Source organism: Paraburkholderia sp. GAS82, assembly GCF_050436285.1.
GTDB lineage: Bacteria > Pseudomonadota > Gammaproteobacteria > Burkholderiales > Burkholderiaceae > Paraburkholderia > Paraburkholderia phenazinium_B.
In genome coordinates this window covers 487,679-505,693 of sequence record NZ_JBNDLX010000004.1, presented here as the reverse complement: position 1 = coordinate 505,693, position 18,015 = coordinate 487,679, and the positions used below count along the sequence as shown (strand labels likewise).

The 18,015-nt window shown below is 63.0% G+C and carries 14 protein-coding genes; 5 read left to right on the top strand and 9 right to left on the bottom strand.

The window, feature by feature from the left end:
* From P3T17_RS15630 to P3T17_RS15600, 7 genes are all read right to left on the bottom strand, one after another.
* Positions 1-1,020, bottom strand: a complete 1,020-nt coding sequence (locus tag P3T17_RS15630) for an ABC transporter permease (protein ID WP_429407696.1) — start codon at positions 1,018-1,020, stop codon at positions 1-3.
* Positions 1,017-1,808 (bottom strand): ATP-binding cassette domain-containing protein, encoded by a 792-nt coding sequence (locus tag P3T17_RS15625; protein WP_429407694.1) that lies wholly within the window; start codon positions 1,806-1,808, stop codon positions 1,017-1,019. Before P3T17_RS15625 ends, P3T17_RS15630 begins: the two co-directional genes overlap by 4 nt.
* A gap of 19 nt (positions 1,809-1,827) precedes the next feature.
* Positions 1,828-2,772: a substrate-binding domain-containing protein gene (locus tag P3T17_RS15620; RefSeq protein WP_074265138.1), complete on the bottom strand. Its 945-nt coding sequence runs from the start codon at positions 2,770-2,772 to the stop codon at positions 1,828-1,830.
* 245 nt (positions 2,773-3,017) lie between these two features.
* Entirely contained in the window at positions 3,018-4,064 is a 1,047-nt protein-coding gene (locus P3T17_RS15615) for a LacI family DNA-binding transcriptional regulator (protein WP_429407692.1), read from the bottom strand.
* Between the two features lie 129 nt (positions 4,065-4,193).
* Positions 4,194-5,000, bottom strand: a complete 807-nt coding sequence (locus P3T17_RS15610; protein ID WP_429407690.1) for a hypothetical protein — start codon at positions 4,998-5,000, stop codon at positions 4,194-4,196.
* 97 nt (positions 5,001-5,097) lie between these two features.
* Entirely contained in the window at positions 5,098-5,991 is an 894-nt protein-coding gene (locus P3T17_RS15605) for an SDR family oxidoreductase (protein WP_429407688.1), read from the bottom strand.
* 54 nt (positions 5,992-6,045) lie between these two features.
* Positions 6,046-6,792: an SDR family oxidoreductase gene (locus P3T17_RS15600; RefSeq protein WP_074265134.1), complete on the bottom strand. Its 747-nt coding sequence runs from the start codon at positions 6,790-6,792 to the stop codon at positions 6,046-6,048.
* A 192-nt stretch (positions 6,793-6,984) separates the two neighbouring features.
* Here P3T17_RS15600 and P3T17_RS15595 point away from each other — a divergent pair, with 192 nt between their 5' ends.
* Complete coding sequence (locus tag P3T17_RS15595; protein ID WP_429407686.1) at positions 6,985-7,878, top strand: LysR family transcriptional regulator; 894 nt, start codon at positions 6,985-6,987, stop codon at positions 7,876-7,878.
* A 54-nt stretch (positions 7,879-7,932) separates the two neighbouring features.
* Here the strand turns inward: P3T17_RS15595 and P3T17_RS15590 are convergent, their stop codons facing one another.
* A complete protein-coding gene (locus P3T17_RS15590; RefSeq protein WP_429407684.1) occupies positions 7,933-8,904 on the bottom strand; it encodes a LysR substrate-binding domain-containing protein in 972 nt (323 codons plus the stop codon).
* Between the two features lie 229 nt (positions 8,905-9,133).
* On the opposite strand from P3T17_RS15590, the gene P3T17_RS15585 reads away from it, so the two are divergent.
* Together P3T17_RS15585 and P3T17_RS15580 are read left to right on the top strand one after the other, a co-directional pair.
* Positions 9,134-9,925 (top strand): SDR family NAD(P)-dependent oxidoreductase, encoded by a 792-nt coding sequence (locus P3T17_RS15585; protein ID WP_074265131.1) that lies wholly within the window; start codon positions 9,134-9,136, stop codon positions 9,923-9,925.
* Positions 9,926-10,011: 86 nt separating this feature from the next.
* Complete coding sequence (locus tag P3T17_RS15580) at positions 10,012-10,380, top strand: single-stranded DNA-binding protein (RefSeq protein WP_429407683.1); 369 nt, start codon at positions 10,012-10,014, stop codon at positions 10,378-10,380.
* 35 nt (positions 10,381-10,415) lie between these two features.
* Here the strand turns inward: P3T17_RS15580 and P3T17_RS15575 are convergent, their stop codons facing one another.
* Entirely contained in the window at positions 10,416-10,562 is a 147-nt protein-coding gene (locus tag P3T17_RS15575) for a hypothetical protein (RefSeq protein ID WP_167379392.1), read from the bottom strand.
* A gap of 307 nt (positions 10,563-10,869) precedes the next feature.
* Here P3T17_RS15575 and uvrA point away from each other — a divergent pair, with 307 nt between their 5' ends.
* Positions 10,870-16,758 (top strand): excinuclease ABC subunit UvrA, encoded by a 5,889-nt coding sequence (uvrA, locus tag P3T17_RS15570; RefSeq protein WP_429407681.1) that lies wholly within the window; start codon positions 10,870-10,872, stop codon positions 16,756-16,758.
* A gap of 553 nt (positions 16,759-17,311) precedes the next feature.
* Positions 17,312-17,887 carry a helix-turn-helix domain-containing protein gene (locus P3T17_RS15565; protein WP_074265128.1) on the top strand — a complete coding sequence of 192 codons (576 nt, stop codon included), beginning with the start codon at positions 17,312-17,314 and terminating at the stop codon, positions 17,885-17,887.
* Positions 17,888-18,015 lie beyond the last annotated feature (128 nt).

Here is an 18,015-nt window from a genome sequence, read left to right as displayed (position 1 = left end):
TCAACCCTTGCGGCCGCGTTGCGGCGTGAAAATGCGCGTGTTCATCCAGATGGCGAGCAGCATGATGGCACCCTGGATGATCTGGGTATAAAACGGCGACACGTGGATCAGGATCAGGCCGTTGCCCAATACGGCGATGGTCAGCGCACCGAGCAGGGTGCCGAGAATCGTGCCGCGTCCGCCGAACAGGTTCGTACTGCCGAGCACGACGGCGGCGATGACCGCGAGTTCGAAACCGACGCCCTGATTCGACGAGCCGCTGCCCAGGCGCGCGGTGGTGATGAGACCAGCCAGCCCGGCGGCCGCGCCGCTCAGAATGTAGACCTTCAAGGTAACGACGCGTACGTTGACACCTGCACGCCGCACCCCTTCGGCGTTCGTGCCTATACCGACCACGTATCGCCCGAAACGCATGTGACGCAGTGCGAACCATCCGGCGAGCAGAATCACGATCGAGATTGCCGCAGGCATCGGCACGCCGAGCAGATGTCCACGCCCGAGTTGCACGAACCAGCGGTCGTTTTCGATCGGTACCGAATAGCCCTGCGTGATCAGCAGCGCGAGACCACGCACCACTGAGAGCGTCCCGAGCGTCACGATAAACGCCGGCATACCGGCCCATGCGATGAAATAGCCGTTGATAGCACCAATAAACGCACCGAGCAGGATGCCGCCAATCAGCACCACGCTGTCCGGTGCGCCCGCATGCAGCGCGATAGCGGCCAGCGCGCCGACCAGCGCGAGGGTCGAGCCGATCGACAGATCGATGCCGCCGGTGGTAATCACGAGCGTCATCGCGGTTGCCACGATCAGCAGCGGGGCGCTCTGGCGCAACACGTTCAGCAGATTGCCCGTGGTGAGAAAGGTATCGGTAGCGAAACTGAAGGCTACCGCGCAGCACAGGAAGAACACCGCGATGCTGGCAACCCCGGCATTACCGCCAAGCCGGTTTCTGAACGAACGCCGTGACGCCTTCTGTTCCTGCTGATCCTTCTCCTTATGCATGGCGATTTCCATCATTCGTTCTCCGCAAGAGCCCGCGCCGAGCGTGCCTTGAATTTGCGTCCGACGATCAGGTCGACGATCTCTTCCAGATTGGTGTCGGCAATCTTGCGCTCCGCGATGTTCTGGCCTTCGTACATCACGCTGATCCGGTCGCAAACCAGAAACATGTCCTGCAGACGATGGCTGATGAGAATCACACTCACACCACGTTTGCTGATGGTCTGCACCAGTTCGAGCACGGCTTCGACTTCCGCTACGGCCAGTGCCGCGGTCGGTTCGTCCATGATCAGCACCTTCGGATCGAACGACGCCGCGCGTGAAATCGCAATGGCCTGCCGTTGACCACCCGAGAGATTCTCGACATCGAGGCGCGTGTTCGGAATGCGGATGCCCAGGCCGTTGAGCATCTCGCGCGCGTCGTGGTGCATCTTGGCGTGATCGAGCATCGGCACGCCGAGAAGGCGCCGCATCGGTTCGCGGCCCAGAAACAGGTTGCCGGCGACATCCACGGTGTCGCATAGCGACAGGTCCTGATAGACCATTTCGATGCGATGCGCGCGGGCGTCGCCGGGATCCGCGAAACGGACCGGCTTGCCGTCGATCTCGATCGTGCCGCTATCGGGAATCACCGCGCCGGACAGCACCTTGGAGACCGTCGACTTGCCCGCGCCGTTATCGCCGACGAGACCCAGCACCTCGCCGGGCGCCACTTCCAGATTCACACCGCGCAGCGACTGCACCGCGCCGTAGCTTTTGGTGATGTTCTCCATGCGTACGCGTGGAGGGATGGCGTCGCTGTTCATGTGCGTGTCCTCTGCCGGCTTACTTGAAAATCGCGCGGTACTTGTCGACGTTCGCCTTCGTGACGATCGTGACCGGCACCGAGATATTCTTTTCGACCGGCTGCTTGTTGATCAGTTTGAGCGCAGCGCCGACCGCCGCCTTGCCTTCGCCTTCCGGATCCTGCTGGACGACAGCGGCAACGAAGCCCGAGTCGATACCCTTGATGGCCTGCGCGCTCAGATCCCAGCCGACGATTTTCAGATGATCGGTCGCGTTTTGCGAAAGCGCCGCGGCCACCAGACCGATCAGGGCCGGCTCGCCGGTCGCATAGACGACCTGCAGGGTCGGATTGCCCGAAATCAGATTCTCTGCTGCCGTTTGCGCCTGATCCTGAACGTTCTGGCCGTCGACGGTGGCGACGATCTTCGCCCCAGGTGCGCTGGCGACGCCTTCCTTGAAGCCGTCGAGCCGGACGTTCTGGATGAACGAATTCAACGCCCCGACCACGCCGATCTGCGCCTTGCCGCCAAGCGACTTATTGATCAGGTTAGCCGTAAATTTGCCGATGTCCACGCCGACTTTCTTGTTGTCCACGCCGACCTGGACCGAGTTGTCGCCGTTCACGATGGCGTCGATGGTGACCACCGGAATACCGGCTTTTTTCGCTTCGGTGATGGCCGGTTTGATGCCGTTGACGTCGATTGCCACCACCAGGATGGCGTCCACTTTCTGCTGGATGTACGTCTCGATCGCGTTGTTCTGCGCGTTCGGGTCGTTGTTCGAGTTGTAGATCTCGAGGTTGACGCCGGCCGCCTTCGCCGCGTTCTGCGCGCCTTCATCCATCTGGGTGAAGAAGAGCGCTTCCTGGTTGATCTGCACGAGGGCGATCTTTTTGCCTGCGGCACAGGCGAGGCCGCTGGCGCCGAGCGTCGAGAGCGCGAGCACGGTGACGGCGAGACGGCGCAAAGCTATAGCTGCGTTCATCGAAATTCCTTTTCTGGGTGGTCGGGGCAGCACGCGCAAAGCGACCGTCCCGGGGAGTGGAAAAGACTTTCAAGGACGCAACCGACATCGCGTCCGCCTTCTTGTAAACCGGTTTATTAAAAGTAAGTGGCGAGTATTTCGGTGTCAATGTTTTCAATAAAGACCAAGGGAAACTACTTAGGAGCGCCCTGGTTTGCATGGAGGACTCGCTTGACGGCCTATGCCTGGCGGTCTGCGGTGCGCGGCTACCGTTTGCGCGGAGGCGCCACCGAGGCGCGTTCGATCAGGCGCACCGGCAGACGGTGGACCGGTTTGCCGGGCGTGGCGTCGGGCGAAAGGGACGGGGCGTCGCTGTCGCCGGCCAGCATGGCGAGCAGGATGGCCACGCCGGCGCGGCCGAGTTCGCGTGCGGACTGCCGCAGGGTGGTAATCGGCGGCATCAGCAGACTGGCGAACTCCATATCGTCGAAGCCGACAATCGACATGTCTCCCGGCACATCCAGACCCCTGTCGCGCAGCGTTTCGAGCATGCCGACCGCGAGGTAATCGCTGGAGGCGAATACGGCGGTTGGCGGGAATTCGCGCGAGGCCAGCTCAGCCGCGGCTGCCTCGCCGAAGCTGCGGTCATAGGCGCCGAACAGTACGAGGGAAGGGTCAAGCGGGATGCCGGCTTCGTCGAGTGCGCGACGATAGCCTTCGTAGCGCTCGCGCACGGTGAGGAGCGGCTCCGGCCCGGTGACGTGGGCAATCCGCGTATGGCCGGCGTCGATCAGATGCTTCGTGGCCAGATAGCCGCCCTCGCTGTTGTCGACGAATACCTTTGGCACATCGACACCCGGCACGTCCTCATCGATCAGCACGATGTTGCCGCGCTCGCCGATCAGTTGCCTGAGCGAGCCGTCGTCGGGACGGTTGGTTGCGAAGATCAGGCCGTCGAGATGGCGAGTGTCGAGCCAGCTCAGATAGAGCGCTTCGCGTTCGAGGCGATTGCGTGTGATGCACAACGAGAGGCCGAAGCCGCCTTCCGAGGCGGCTTCCTCGACGGCGTCGGCGAGCTCTGCGAAGAACGGATTGGCGACGTCGGGCATGGCGAGGCCGATCGTTTCGCTGCTGCCGAGGCTCAGGCGGCGTGCGAGACTGTTTTGCCGATAGTTGAGTGCGATAACGGCATCGTCGACGCGTTTCTTTGTTTCCGGCGGCAGCGAGAGCGTACCGTTCAGGTAGCGCGAGACAGTGGCCTTGGACACGTTGGCCAATTCGGCGACGTCGCGGATCGTTGAGACTTTTGCCAATTGAGCGGTTCCCGGAATGTTCGGCTTAGTGTACCGTGCCTCGCTTTTGCGCCTGGTTCATCTGGGCAGTCTGTGGAGCCCCTGAAAGCCGTGCCCGCGTCAGGCGCCCGGCAGAGCGGCATGCTGCTGTTACGGTTGCGCTGCGTCGGGCGTTGCGTCCGGCTCTGCGGGACGAAAGCGCTCCTGCACCGCGACGAGCTGGTCGTCCGAGGTGGCCACCAGCCACAGGTGTGCGCCTTCCACCATCAGGCGGTTGTGGTCCTTCAATACGCCCATGGAGGCTGCTGTCTTCCACATCACCGGCGCCACTTTGCTGGTGCGGCCCGAGGGCGTTCCCACCAGCAGCGAGTAAGGTCCAAGCGGCAACGAGACGAGCGGCAGCGCGGGTTTGACGCGCACCCGCCAGTCGATGAAGGGCATGTCGCTAAAGAGCAGCGGTGCAGGCAAACCGAGCAGCACCGTGAAGTCGTAGAGTGCGAGATGCTCGCGCATGCCCGCGTACAGACGACGGATATCGCTCACCACCGCCGCGCGGATTTCGTCGTCGAACATCGCTTCCTCGGCGTAGCGCGCCTGGGCTTCGTGTGCCTCGCGTTGATAGGCGCTGAACACGGCCAGTTCCATGCAGTCTTGCGCCGCGCGCTGCACATCTGCCGGCGAGCCGGCTTCTTCCGGTTTGCCCAACTGGGCGGCGCGCAGGAAGCGCGCGAGCGCTGCTTCCTGGATCGAGGGACCGTCGATCTGCGGGTCGTCGACGGCGTCTTTGCCGAGCGGCACGTAGATGTATTTTTCAGCGGCAAAGCGCGACTTCTTGCCGTCGTCGAACTTGATCTCACCGTTGCTGCAGTCGAGATAGCGCGTGCCGATCTTGCCATGCTCCCACACGTAGTTCTTCAGCAAGGGGCGCAACGGATGCAGCGTCTCGCGATCGGTCATTGACAACTCCAGTGCCTCGATGGGGTTCGGCAGACGGCTGACGCCGCTGCGGGTTCATATCCCATCATGGCACGGGAGCCTCGCGTTCGCGAGCAGTTTAGCGCGCGACCCTGGCTTCGAGCAGATCGCCCATGCCGATCCGTTTCGCGAAGTCGATCCGCACACGCTCCGATACTTCGAGCACTTCGCGTGCGCCATCTCCGACGAAGTCGATCACCGAGCGCATCGGCCGGGTGCCCTTCGGCAAGCCGACGATCCGCACGATTTCATCGGCGACCGCTTGCGGATCGGCGTCTGCCGGCGTGAGCGACGAGAGACGCGCGCCGATCTGATCCATCACGCCGTCATACCGGCTGTACGCTGCGGCGATACCGGTGTCAGCCGGTTTGCCTGCGCTCGGAAAGTGGTCAGTGCCTTGCGTGAAAGCGCCCGGCACGACGATCGAAGTCTCGATGCCAAAGCGTGCAATTTCATACGCGAGGGTGACGGCGAGCGAATCCATCGCAGCCTTCGCTGCACCGTACGGGCCCATGAACGGCGGAAAGCCGCCCTTGGTCGTGGTGCTGCTGATCCACAGCATCAGCCCGGTCTCCTGCTGGCGCAGATAGGGCAGCACAGCGCGGTTCACGCGTTGCGCACCGAACAGGTTGGTGTCGAAGACCTTTGCCATCTCTTCGGGCGTAAAGGCTTCAGCGGGACCGACTACCAGATGCCCGGCGTTTTGCATCACCACGTCGATGCGTCCCTGCTCGCGCACGATCGTTGCGGCAGCTGCATCGGCGGAGTCTTGCGACAGCACGTCGAGTTCGAGCGGATGCAAGGCGATGCCGCGTTCTTTGGCGAGCGCGCGCAATTCGTCGGCGCGCGGCTTGTTGCGGCCTTCGACGTCGCGCATCGTCGCGTAGACGATATGACCAGCTTCGGCGAGTGCCTGGGCCGTGAGTTTGCCGATGCCTGTGCCGGCGCCCGTAACCAGAATGACGTTGTGCATGATTTTTCTCCGGAAGGTTTGTTGTTTGGTTATGAGGTTGGTAGCCGGTCGCGCTTAAGCGACGCCGCCGTTGGCGCGCAGGATCTGACCGTTGACCCAACCCGCGTCGGGACCGGCGAGGAACGACACGACCGATGCGATATCGTCCGGCTGACCGAGGCGTTGCAGCGGCGGCATCTTCGCGAAGGTCTGGATCTGCTCGTCGGTTTTGCCGTCGAGGAACAGCGAGGTGGCGATCGGCCCTGGCGCCACGGCGTTCACCGTGATGTTGCGGCCGCGCAGTTCCTTGGCGAACACATGCGTGAATGCTTCGACGGCCGCTTTGGTTGCGTTGTAGACCGCGTAGCCGGGCATGTTCAGCGCGAGCGTCGTGCTCGAGAAGTTGACGATGCGGCCGCCGTCGCTCATGCGTGCCGCCGCTTCGCGCAGCGTGTTGAAGGTGCCGCGCAGGTTGATGTTGAGCGTCTGGTCGAACAGGGCGTCCGAGGTGTCGGCGAGCGGCACGGTCTTCAGCACGCCGGCGTTGTTCACGAGCACGTCGACCTTGCCGAGCTGCTGTTCGCTGATCTCGAACATGTGGCGTACCTCGTCGGCCTTGGCGACGTCGGCTTTCACGGCGATCGCTTGCGCGCCTGCGGCTTTCAGTTCGGCGACCAGCGCGTCCGCTTCGTTCGAGCTGGATGCGTAGTTGACGACTACGGAGAAACCATCGCTGGCGAGACGGCGGGCGACAGCTGCGCCGATGCCGCGCGAAGCGCCGGTGACGAGAGCGACTTTGGACGGGTTGTTTGCGGTGTTCATGATTCGTTTCCTCAGGGTGGGTGGTTCGGGGCGACCCGGTTGTCCTTGCTCGGTCTGCTCGGTCTCTTGGGTGCGTCTCTTGAGCGCGGCGGGTCCGTGAGGTGAATCATGGATCATTCCGTTTTGAAGATAATCTGGCCTAGCTTGGTATCATCGTTCCATTCACTTTAATAATGACCGGGAGCGCCGCCCATGGACCGCTTCGAGGAAATGCGGGTGTTCGTACGCATCGCCGAGCGCCAGAGCTTTACCCACGCATCGGACGATCTGCAGATTCCACGCGCCACCGTCACCAATCTGCTCAAGCGCATGGAGCAGCGGCTCGGCACGCGGCTGCTCGAGCGCACCACCCGGACGGTGCGTCTGACGCACGATGGCGAGGCCCATTACCGCCGTTGCGTGCGCCTGATTGCCGATCTGGAGGAGGCGGAGGAGTCGTTCAGGAACACTGCGCCCAAGGGTCTGTTACGGGCCAATCTGCAGGGCACGCTCGCGCGCACTTTTGTCGTGCCCGCGCTGCCGGCGTTTCTTGCGCAGTATCCGCAGATCGAACTGCACCTCGGCGAGGACGACCGGCTGGTCGACCTCGTGCGCGAGGGCGTCGATTGCGTGCTGCGGGTTGGGAGCCTGCAGGATTCGTCGATGGTGGGGCGGCGCGTCGCGCAGCTTTCGCAGGTCACCGTGGCGAGCCCCGCGTATCTGGCGAAGTATGGGGAGCCGGGCGATCCGGCGGCGTTGTCAGCGCATCGTGCGGTCAACTACGTCTCGAGTGCAACCGGAAAGGCGCTGCCGCTTGAATTTACGATCGACGGGCAGGTGAGCGCGGTGAATCTCGGCTCGGTGGTGTCGGTGGCGGGCGCGGATCTTTATACCGGTAGCGCCGTGGCGGGACTGGGGATCGTGCAGGTGCCGCGCTACCGCGTGGCGGAGGAGCTGAAGACGGGACAGCTGAAGATCATTCTGCAGGACTTTCCGCCACCGCCGATGCCGGTTTCCGTGCTGTATCCGCAGAGCCGGCAGTTGTCGTCGCGGGTGCGAGTGTTTGCGCAGTGGCTGCGCGATATCTTCGAGGCGGCTAGTGTGTAGCCGTGTTTTCTCTGTGCCTTTAGCTTAATGCTGCAGGCACACTGCGGCGCATCTTCAGCGCTTGCGGGACAGGTCTTTTTGCAGGCGCTCCGGCAACTGCGCGAGATCGCCGAGCAGTTCTTCAGCGGCCTGCTCAAAACGCGCGACCAGGAAGTCCAGCAGCGCACGCACGCGCGGCGCCATATAGCGGTTGCCGTGGAATAGCGCGTGGACGCCCGCTTCGTTGGTGCACCAGTCCGGCAGCAGGATGGTCAGCGTGCCGGCGCGCACGTCCGCCGCGATATCCCAGATCGACTTGTGGACGATGCCGTGACCTGCCAGCGCCCACGCTCGCGCAAGCGCGCCGTCGTTGGTTTCCCAGGACCGTTCGATGGGCACCGTGTAGGTCACGCGTTCGTCGTCCTGTGCGAAGCGGAATTCGTTCAGCGGTCCGGCCGCTGTCACCAGCACGATGAAGCGGTGATTGGCGAGGTCAGCCGGTGTTTTCGGTTCGCCATGCCGCGCCACGTAGTCCGGCGACGCGCACAACACGCGCCGGTTCGGCGCGAGGCGGCGTGCCACCAGCGAGCTGTCGAGCGGCAGGCCGAAACGGATCGCCAGATCGATGTCTTCCTGCAGCAGGTTCGAGACCGAATCCGACAAGCTGAGTGCATAGCTCACCTCCGGGTGCAGCGAGCTGAATTCGTGGAGCCAGTGATACAGCAGATTGCGACCGAAATCGGAGGTGGCCGAAATCCGCAGCTTGCCGCGCACCTGGTTTTGTCCCGCCTGCAGCGCGGCTTCGGCATCTTCGATGGCCTGCAGCGCGATACGGCAGTGTTGCAGATAGAGCCGCCCTTCGTCGGTCACGCGCAACTGGCGCGTGGTGCGCTCGAAAAGGCGCGCGTGCAATGCCGCCTCGAGCTTGAGAAGCCTCGCGCTGGCGGCAGCCGGCGAGAGGCCCAGTTTGCGGCCGGCCGCCGACAGGCTGCCGGCTGCTGCTGCTTCAACGAATAGCTGCATATCGCCGAGTCGATCGGTTGCCATTGCCTGCCTGGATTTGAAAGTTATTCAAATGCTACGCCAATTATCAAATGGGCGGCGTATCGCCAGAATGGTTTGATCGCGTCGTCGGCGCGCTCGGCCAGCGTTCTGCGGTAGATTGAGTACAGAGGGATTGCGCCGCGCTTTGGGCGCATGCGGCGCTTTTCCGCGATTTCGACCGGCGGCTTTTCGATTTATGCGACTTGCCCGACTTACCGAGAGAGGAAACAGAATGGATCTGCAACTGAAAGGCAAACTGGCGCTGGTGAGCGGCAGCACGGCCGGCATTGGTCTCGCCATTGCCAGCGCTTTGGCGCAGGAAGGCGCGCGCGTGATCGTCAACGGACGCAAGCAGGAAGCGGTGGATGAAGTGGTCGCACAACTGAAATCGAGCACAGGCGGGGACGTGCTGGGTTTTGCCGGCGACCTCAGCAAGGCCGACGTGGCTAACGAACTCGCGCGGCGCTATCCGGATGTGGAGATTCTCGTCAACAATCTCGGCATTTTCGAGCCGAAGCCATTCGAAGAGATCCCGGATGAGGACTGGCAGCGCTTTTTCGATGTCAACGTGCTGAGCGGAGTGCGTCTTGCTCGGCTCTACCTGCCGTCGATGAAGCGGGCCAACTGGGGGCGCATCATTTTCATCTCGAGCGAGAGCGGGCTGCAGATTCCCGTCGAAATGGTCCACTATGGTGTAACCAAGACGGCGCAGATTGCGGTGGCGCGCGGCATTGCTGAATCTGTCGCGGGCACCGGCATCACTGTCAATACCGTGCTGCCGGGTCCGACCAAATCGCGCGGAGTGGGCGACTTCGTCGACGGTCTTGCCAAGGCCGACGGCAAAACGTCCGGGCAGGTCGAGAAGGAGTTCTTCGAACACGTGCGGCCGACTTCGCTGATCAAGCGCTTTGCTTCGACCGAGGAAGTGGCTTCGCTGGTGGCGTATGTTGCGAGTCCGCTGGCATCGGCGACGACCGGCGCTGCATTGCGCGTCGACGGCGGCGTGGTGAAGAGCGCGTTTTAACGCGGAGATCGGCTCCGCTCGTGGGATCATACGGCTCGCGCAAGGCGCTCACGCCTCGCGAGCCACAGGAAACAGGAGCGGATGAGATGATCGATGGACTGGTAGGCGGGCGGCTCTATGGAGAAGCCCAGATCCGCACTGGACAGAACGGCAAGCGTTTTGTGACGTGCAAGGTGCGTGCGACCACCGGTGACGGCGATACGCTGTTCGTCAACGTGATTGCGTTCGACGACGAGGTGCAGACCGGGTTGTTAGCGCTTAACGATGCGGATAGCGTGGCCTTGAGCGGTGCGCTGACGCCGAAGGTCTGGACTGACAAGAACGGGCTCGTGAAACCGGCACTCGACATGGTGGCGCATGGTCTGCTGAGCGCGTATCACGTGCGGCGCAAGCGGGCGGCGATGGGTTCAGAGGCGCCGCAAGAGGATGGCGCGCATCTCGACGATCCGCTTTGAGTGAGGTGGCGGTGGCGACCGCCTGGTCATCCGCGTTAGTGACACACGACCGCACAGGTCACCGCCGTCACACCGGCCACTGCGCCGACCACGACCCCTGTAGCAAACGTCTCGACCGACGACGCACAACCCTGCAGATTGAGCACGCCCGCCAGTATTAGCACCTTGATTATGCGACTCATTTTTTGAATTCCCCGTGAGTACGCGCGCATCGTAGCAACTAGTTGTCTTTATGGGTCTTTCTGAAACTATCGGCGCCTTACGGGGTTTTTGTGGCATTGACCGCGGCCGGGCATAGCAGGCCCAACGCTTGCAACGAGACCCACACCGCATGGCCGCACCATCGATGGAAAACTGTATAAATATACAGTATAGTGTTCCCTTCAAATCCGCCCTGCGGCGATTGATCCATATGGTCGGGCGCGGTGAATCATTACGGTCGCAAAGCGGCCGTAAGATGTGGCCAACTCATTCAGACGGTCGGGCAAATTGTCATCTACAGGAAAAATCCGCATTCGCGGAGCGCGTCAGCACAACCTCAAGAACCTCGATCTCGACCTGCAGACAGGCGAGATGACGGTCGTAACGGGGCCTTCGGGGTCCGGCAAATCGAGCCTCGTGTTCGACACGCTGTACGCGGAAGGGCAGCGACGCTATGTCGAAACGTTCAGCGCGTATGCGCGGCAGTTCCTCGACCGCATGGACCGGCCGCAGGTAGACCGTGTCGACGGCGTGCCGCCGGCCATCGCGATCGACCAGACCAATCCGGTGCGCAGTTCGCGCTCCACAGTCGGCACGATGACCGAGCTCAACGATCATCTGAAGCTGCTGTATGCGCGCGCGGCCGAACTGTTCGATCGCAAGACGGCTCAGCCCGTGCGGCACGATTCGCCTGAGACGATCTATGGCGATCTGGCCGCGCGCACGGCGGCGGACGATCCGCGCCTTGTGGTGACGTTCCCGGTCGAATTGCCTGAGTCCGCCACCGAAGAAGAGGTCGCGCAATGGCTCTCCGCGAGCGGCTATACGCGCGTGCAGGCGCAGCGCGAGGTGCAGTCGCCCACTGGCCCGCGCAAGCTGCTCGACGTCGTGGCCGACCGCTTCCGTCTCAGCGCGGTCGAGAAGGGCCGTGCCGTCGAAGCCATTGAAGCGTCGCTGAAGCGCGGCGGCGGACGTGTGAACGTCTATGTGCTGCCGCAAGCGTCGGAAGAGTCCGCCGAAGCCGAGCCGCAGATCTGGCGTTTTTCCACCGGCTTGCACAACCCGGACAGCGACCTGCGCTACGCCGATCCGCAGCCCGCGCTGTTTTCGTTCAACTCCGCCTATGGGGCGTGCGAAACCTGCCGCGGCTTTGGCCGCGTGATCGGCGTCGATCTGGGCCTGGTGATTCCCGACGAGCGCAAGACCTTGCGCGGCGGCGCGATCAAGCCTATGCAAACGCCGGCCTGGAAGGAGTGTCAGGATGACCTCATGCGCTATGCGGCCAAGGCTGGCATCCCGCGTGACACGGCCTGGTCCGCTTTGACCCAGCCGCAGCGCGATTGGGTCATCAACGGCTCGCCCGACTGGAACGGCAAGTGGCAGAGCCACTGGTACGGTGTGAAGCGCTTCTTCGAATACCTCGAATCGAAAGCGTACAAGATGCACATCCGCGTGCTGCTGTCGAAATACCGCAGCTACACGCCGTGCGAGGTCTGCGGCGGTGCGCGTCTGAAGACCGAATCACTGCTGTGGCGTCTCGGCACGAAGGTCAATGCGGACGCCGTGCTGGAACCGGTGCAGCGCTTCCTGCCACGTGGCGTGGACTGGAATCGCGCGCAACTCGAAGCGCTGCCAGGTCTGACGGTGCACGATCTGATGCTGCTGCCCATCGAGCGTATCCGGCGGTTCTTCGACAACCTCAACCTTCCGAGTGCGCTGCTCGACGATGCTCTAAAGCTGCTGCTCGCCGAAGTACGCACGCGCCTGAAGTATCTGTGCGATGTCGGGCTCGGCTACCTGACGCTGGATCGCCAGAGCCGCACGTTGTCGGGCGGCGAGGTGCAGCGTATCAACCTTACGACGGCGCTCGGCACGTCGCTCACCAAAACGCTGTTCGTGCTCGACGAGCCGAGCATCGGGCTGCATCCGCGCGATCTGAACCGCATCGTGGAAGCGATGCACCGTTTGCGTGATGCGGGCAACACGCTGGTGGTGGTCGAGCACGATCCGTCGGTGATGCTGGCGGCGGACCGGTTGATCGACATGGGCCCCGGTCCGGGTGAGCGCGGCGGCACGATCATTTTTGACGGCGTCCCCGAAGACATCCGCTCGTCGGGCACGCTAACGGGCGAGTATCTCGGCGGACACCGCCACGTGGCCGATGTCTCGCACTGGTCGAGCCGGCCGGTCACGAAGGAGACGCCGCGCATCGTGCTGGAAGGCGCGAGCCAGCACAATCTGCAGGACGTAACCGTCGAGATTCCGTTGCAGCGCCTCGTGTGCGTTACCGGCGTTTCAGGCTCCGGCAAATCGACACTGATTCAGGACGTGCTGTATCCGGCGCTAGCGCGTCATCTCGGCGTCGCGACGGAATCGCCCGGGGCGTTCCGGCGTCTGCTCGGCGCCGATCAGGTGAACGAGGTCGTGTTCGTCGACCAGTCGCCGATCGGCAAGACGGCGCGCTCGAACCCGGCGAGTTATGTGGGCGCGTTCGACGAGATCCGCAAGCTGTTTGCCAAGGTGCCGCTCGCACAACAACGCGGCTACGGTCCGGGCATGTTCAGCTTCAACTCGGGCGACGGCCGTTGCCCGACTTGCGGCGGCTCGGGCTTCGAGCACATCGAGATGCAGTTCCTGAGCGACGTCTATCTGCGTTGCCCGGATTGCGATGGTCGCCGTTATCGCGCCGAACTGCTCGAAGTGAAGATCGAGCGCGGCACTCCGGCGCGTGCGTTGAGCATCGCCGACGTGCTTGAGTTGACCGTCAGCGAGGCAACCGCGTACTTCGCCGGGGATGCGGAAGTGCTGCGCGTGCTGAAGCCGATCGTCGACGTGGGTCTTGAATATGTGAAACTGGGCCAGCCGGTGCCTACCTTGTCGGGCGGCGAAGCGCAGCGGCTCAAGCTGGCCGGCTTCCTCGCCGAGGCGGCGCAGGCGAAGACCGCGCGCAGCGCGAAGCAGGCAACCGCAGTGCGGCTCTTCATGTTCGACGAGCCGACCACGGGGCTGCATTTCGACGACATCGCCAAGCTGATGCAGGCGTTCGGCAAACTGCTGGCGGGCGGCCATTCCTTGATCGTGATCGAGCATAACCTCGACGTGGTCCGCGCGGCCGACTGGCTGATCGATCTCGGGCCGGAAGGCGGCGACGGCGGCGGCCGGGTGCTGTGCGCGGGCACGCCGGAACAGGTCAAGCGCTGCGCCGAGTCGTACACCGGCCAGGCGCTGCTTCAGTACGACGCGGCCATGGATGCGGCGGCGGATCCTGCCGCGCAAGGCATGCCGCTGCAAAAGGCGTTGACCGCGGCGCGTGCGCGTCGTGCCGTGGAAGGCGAGGACGTGGTGCGCATCGTCAACGCGCGCGAGCACAACCTGAAATCGCTGGACGTCGATATCCCGCATGGCAAGTTCAACGTAATCACCGGCGTGTCCGGTTCGGGCAAGTCGACGCTCGCGTTCGACATCCTGTTCCATGAGGGGCAGCGCCGTTATCTGGAGTCGCTCAACGCCTATGCGCGTTCGATCGTGCAGCCGGCAGGGCGTCCCGAAGTCGACGCGGTGTATGGCATTCCGCCGACCGTGGCCATCGAGCAGCGCCTCTCGCGCGGCGGCCGCAAGAGTACCGTGGCGACCACCTCGGAAGTCTGGCATTTCTTGCGGCTGCTGTACGTCAAGCTCGGACTGCAACATTGCATCCACGACGGCACACCGGTCACGGCACAGAGCGTGGAATCGATCGCAGCGCAGTTGCTACGTGACCACAAGGGGCAACACGTTGGCTTCCTCGCACCGCTGGTGGTGAACCGCAAAGGCGTCTATACCGATCTCGCCAAATGGGCGAAGGCGCGTGGCAATTCCCATCTGCGCGTGGACGGCGAGTTCCTGCCGGTCGACCCGTGGCCCAAGCTCGACCGTTTTCGCGAGCACACGATCGAGTTGCCGGTGGCCGACGTCGTCGTGTCCGCTGACAACGAAGCGGAGTTGCGCCGCCTGCTCGACGAAACGCTCGAAATCGGCAAGGGCGTGATGCATTTGCTCGCGCCGCTTGACGGCCTGCAGAACGCGTTGAAGAGCGGCAGCGCCACCGCAAGGCTAGGGACGGTGAAGGTGCTGTCCACCAAGCGCGCCTGTCCGGTGTGCGGCACGAGCTATCCGGAACTGGACCCGCGGATGTTCTCGTACAACAGCAAGCATGGCTGGTGTACGACCTGCGTCGGCACAGGCCTCGCACTCACGCGCGAGCAACGCGCGGCCTACGACGATACGGTGGTCGCCGAAGACGGCCGCGGCCGGGAGCAGAGCTTGCCCTCGGAAGAGCAGGAACCGGAAGGCGTAGTCGACGAGCCGTGTCCGGATTGCCACGGCACGCGCCTGAATCCGACCGCGCGGGCGGTGACCTTCGAGGCCCAGGCGATCGTCGACGTTGCGCAATGGACGGTGAGCGACACGCGCCGCTGGGTAGACGCGCTGGACCTGACGGGCCGCGACGCGGACATTGCCCGCGACGTCGTAAGCGAGATCGGCAGCCGGCTGCAGTTTCTCGAGGAAGTGGGGCTTGGCTATCTGAGCCTCGACCGCGCGGCACCGAGCCTGTCGGGCGGCGAGGCGCAACGCATCAGGCTGGCGGCGCAACTGGGCAGCAACCTGCAAGGGGTCTGCTACGTACTCGACGAGCCGACCATCGGCCTCCATCCGCGCGACAACCAGATTCTGCTGAACGCGCTGCGCAAGCTCGGCGAGAAGGGTAATACGCTGGTCGTCGTCGAGCATGACGAGGACACCATCCGGCGTGCCGACCACATCATCGATATTGGCCCCGGTGCGGGCAAGCGCGGTGGCACGCTGGTCGCGCAGGGCAGCGTGGCCGATCTGTCGGCGCAATCAGACTCGTTGACGGGGCAATTCCTTGCAAACCCGATCGTGCATCCGTTGCAGCCGCGCCGCACGGTGAAGCCGAAGGTCAAAAGCGCAGCGGCGGTGCCGGAGCAGTGGTTGACGGTGCACGGCGGCAAGCTGCACAACCTGCGCAACGTGACCGTGGGGTTGCCGTTGGCGCGCCTCGTGGCGGTGACAGGGGTGAGCGGCTCGGGCAAATCGACGCTCGCGCGCGACGTGCTGATGGCGAACCTGCTGGATGCCGTGGGGCGCTCCGTGCTGTCGTCGCCGGCTACCCGTCGTGCCCGCAAGGCGGCGCAAGACGAACCGGCGGCCAACCGGCGCTCGAGCGTGCTGGCCCGCAGCGCACCGCGGACGCAACTGAACGTCACGCATGCGTGGCAGGGTTGCGATGCGGTCACCGGGTGGGAGAGCATCGACCGCGTGCTAGAAGTCGACCAGACGCCAATCGGCAAAACGCCGCGTTCCTGTCCCGCTACTTATATAGGCGTATGGGATGCCATCCGTAAGCTGTTCGCCGGCACGCTGGAAGCCCGCGCTCGTGGCTATACGGCCTCGCGCTTCTCGTTCAATACAGGCGAAGGCCGCTGCCCGGCCTGTGAAGGCCAAGGCGTGCGCACCATTGGCATGAGCTTCCTGCCGGACGTGAAGGTGCCGTGCGACGTCTGTCATGGCCAGCGCTTCAATCCGGAGACGCTGGCGGTTACGTGGCGCGGCAAAAACATCGGTGACGTGCTGACCATGGAGATCGACGAGGCCGTCGAATTCTTCGCGCCCATCACGAATATCGCGCATCCGTTGCAGTTGATGAAGGATGTCGGCCTCGGCTATCTGACGCTAGGTCAGCCATCGCCGACGCTCTCGGGCGGCGAAGCGCAGCGCATCAAACTCGTCACCGAGTTGAGCAAGGTGCGCGACGACATCACACGGCGCGGCCAGAAGGCGCCGCACACACTCTATGTGCTGGACGAACCCACGGTTGGGCTGCATATGGCGGACGTGGCACGGCTGATTCGCGTGTTGCACCGGTTGGTGGACGGCGGTCATAGTGTCGTCGTCATCGAGCACGACCTGGACGTGATCGCCGAGGCCGACTGGATCATCGACCTCGGCCCGGAAGGGGGAGTCGGCGGCGGCTCGATTGTCGCGGCGACGGATCCGGAGGGGCTTGTGCGCGTTCGAGAAAGCCACACCGGGGCAGCGCTGCGTCCGGTGTTGGCGCGTGGCGTCAAACGCGAGGCGGCCGTACCGGTCGAGGCCGGCGAAGGCACCCACGGTTGAAGTAGCCAATCAGGAGGGGGCTTTCTCAAAGAGCCTCTCAACTGAGCCTGACGGGAGGCCCTTGTAGCGTATTTGCGACGAGGGTTTTCCCGGCTTGCGGCAGACGTCACTATCAATCCTAAAACAGCGTTTGCAACCCGTCTGGCGCCACAAGTTCACCCTGTAATTGGAGGAAAGACTCTAAACACTATCTGTTCCCATCAAAAAAAGTTTGACGGACGATTTTGTCTTGATATCGTCACTCTCCATCAGGCGCGTCAACGCGCTTGCGCCTGCCGGCCAGATTTTCGCCGGTTTCGCGCACAAGGTTTTCTATTCCAATTCAACGATTCCAGGCTGGGAAGGGAATGCGCTCGCACTTTAGTTGTGCATTCAACCATCTCATGGCACTGGATGAATTCGATCCTCGCCCAGGTGACCGGTTTCGTCCGGTTATCGCCCGGGGCGATCACTAACCCAATTTCTCAACTGACTTTGCGCCCGACATCGCTCACTCGATGTAACTTAATTTGCCTAGATCAAACAAATTTTGACTACTGGATTCTGTCTTGCTATGGTTCCGCCACTCGATAAGAAGGCCGCAGCCGCACTCGCAATGGGCAGCAAGATTCGCGCGTTGCGACAACGGCTTAAGCGCACGTTAGATGAAACGGCAAAAGCGGCTGGTATCTCGAAGCCGTTCCTGTCGCAAGTGGAACGAGGGCAGGCCACGCCGTCTCTCACGTCGCTAGTCGGCATTGCTCAGGCACTCGGCGTCACGGTGCAGTACTTCGTGGAAACGCCGACCGAAGCGAAGTCGGTGTGCCGCGGAGATGAACTGAAATTTTTTGGGTTTGCCGATTCGGCGAACCTGTTCGGCAGGCTGACGAACCTGTCGGTCGACCGGAAGCTGGAAGCGATTCTGGTGAAGATGCCAGCCGGCCAGCAACCGTCGGAAGTGACGACGCACGCAGGAGAAGAGTTTTTGTATGTGATGAGCGGACAGATTGCTCTGACGCTCGAAGGTACGACGTTCGTGTTGCAGGCCGGTGACACCGCGCACTACGAGTCAACAGTCCCGCACGCATGGGCTAACACCGCGGGCGAAGAGACGGTGCTCGTCTGGGTAGGCACACCAAGATTATTTTAGTAACGGTCAATTGTGTTTGTACTGGGGCGGTCTGAATACATCCCTAAGTAGTCCTACAGGTTAACCCGTAACGTGAATTTGCAGTGCCAATCGACTGGCGAACGGCTCGGTCATAAGCTGATGTTCGC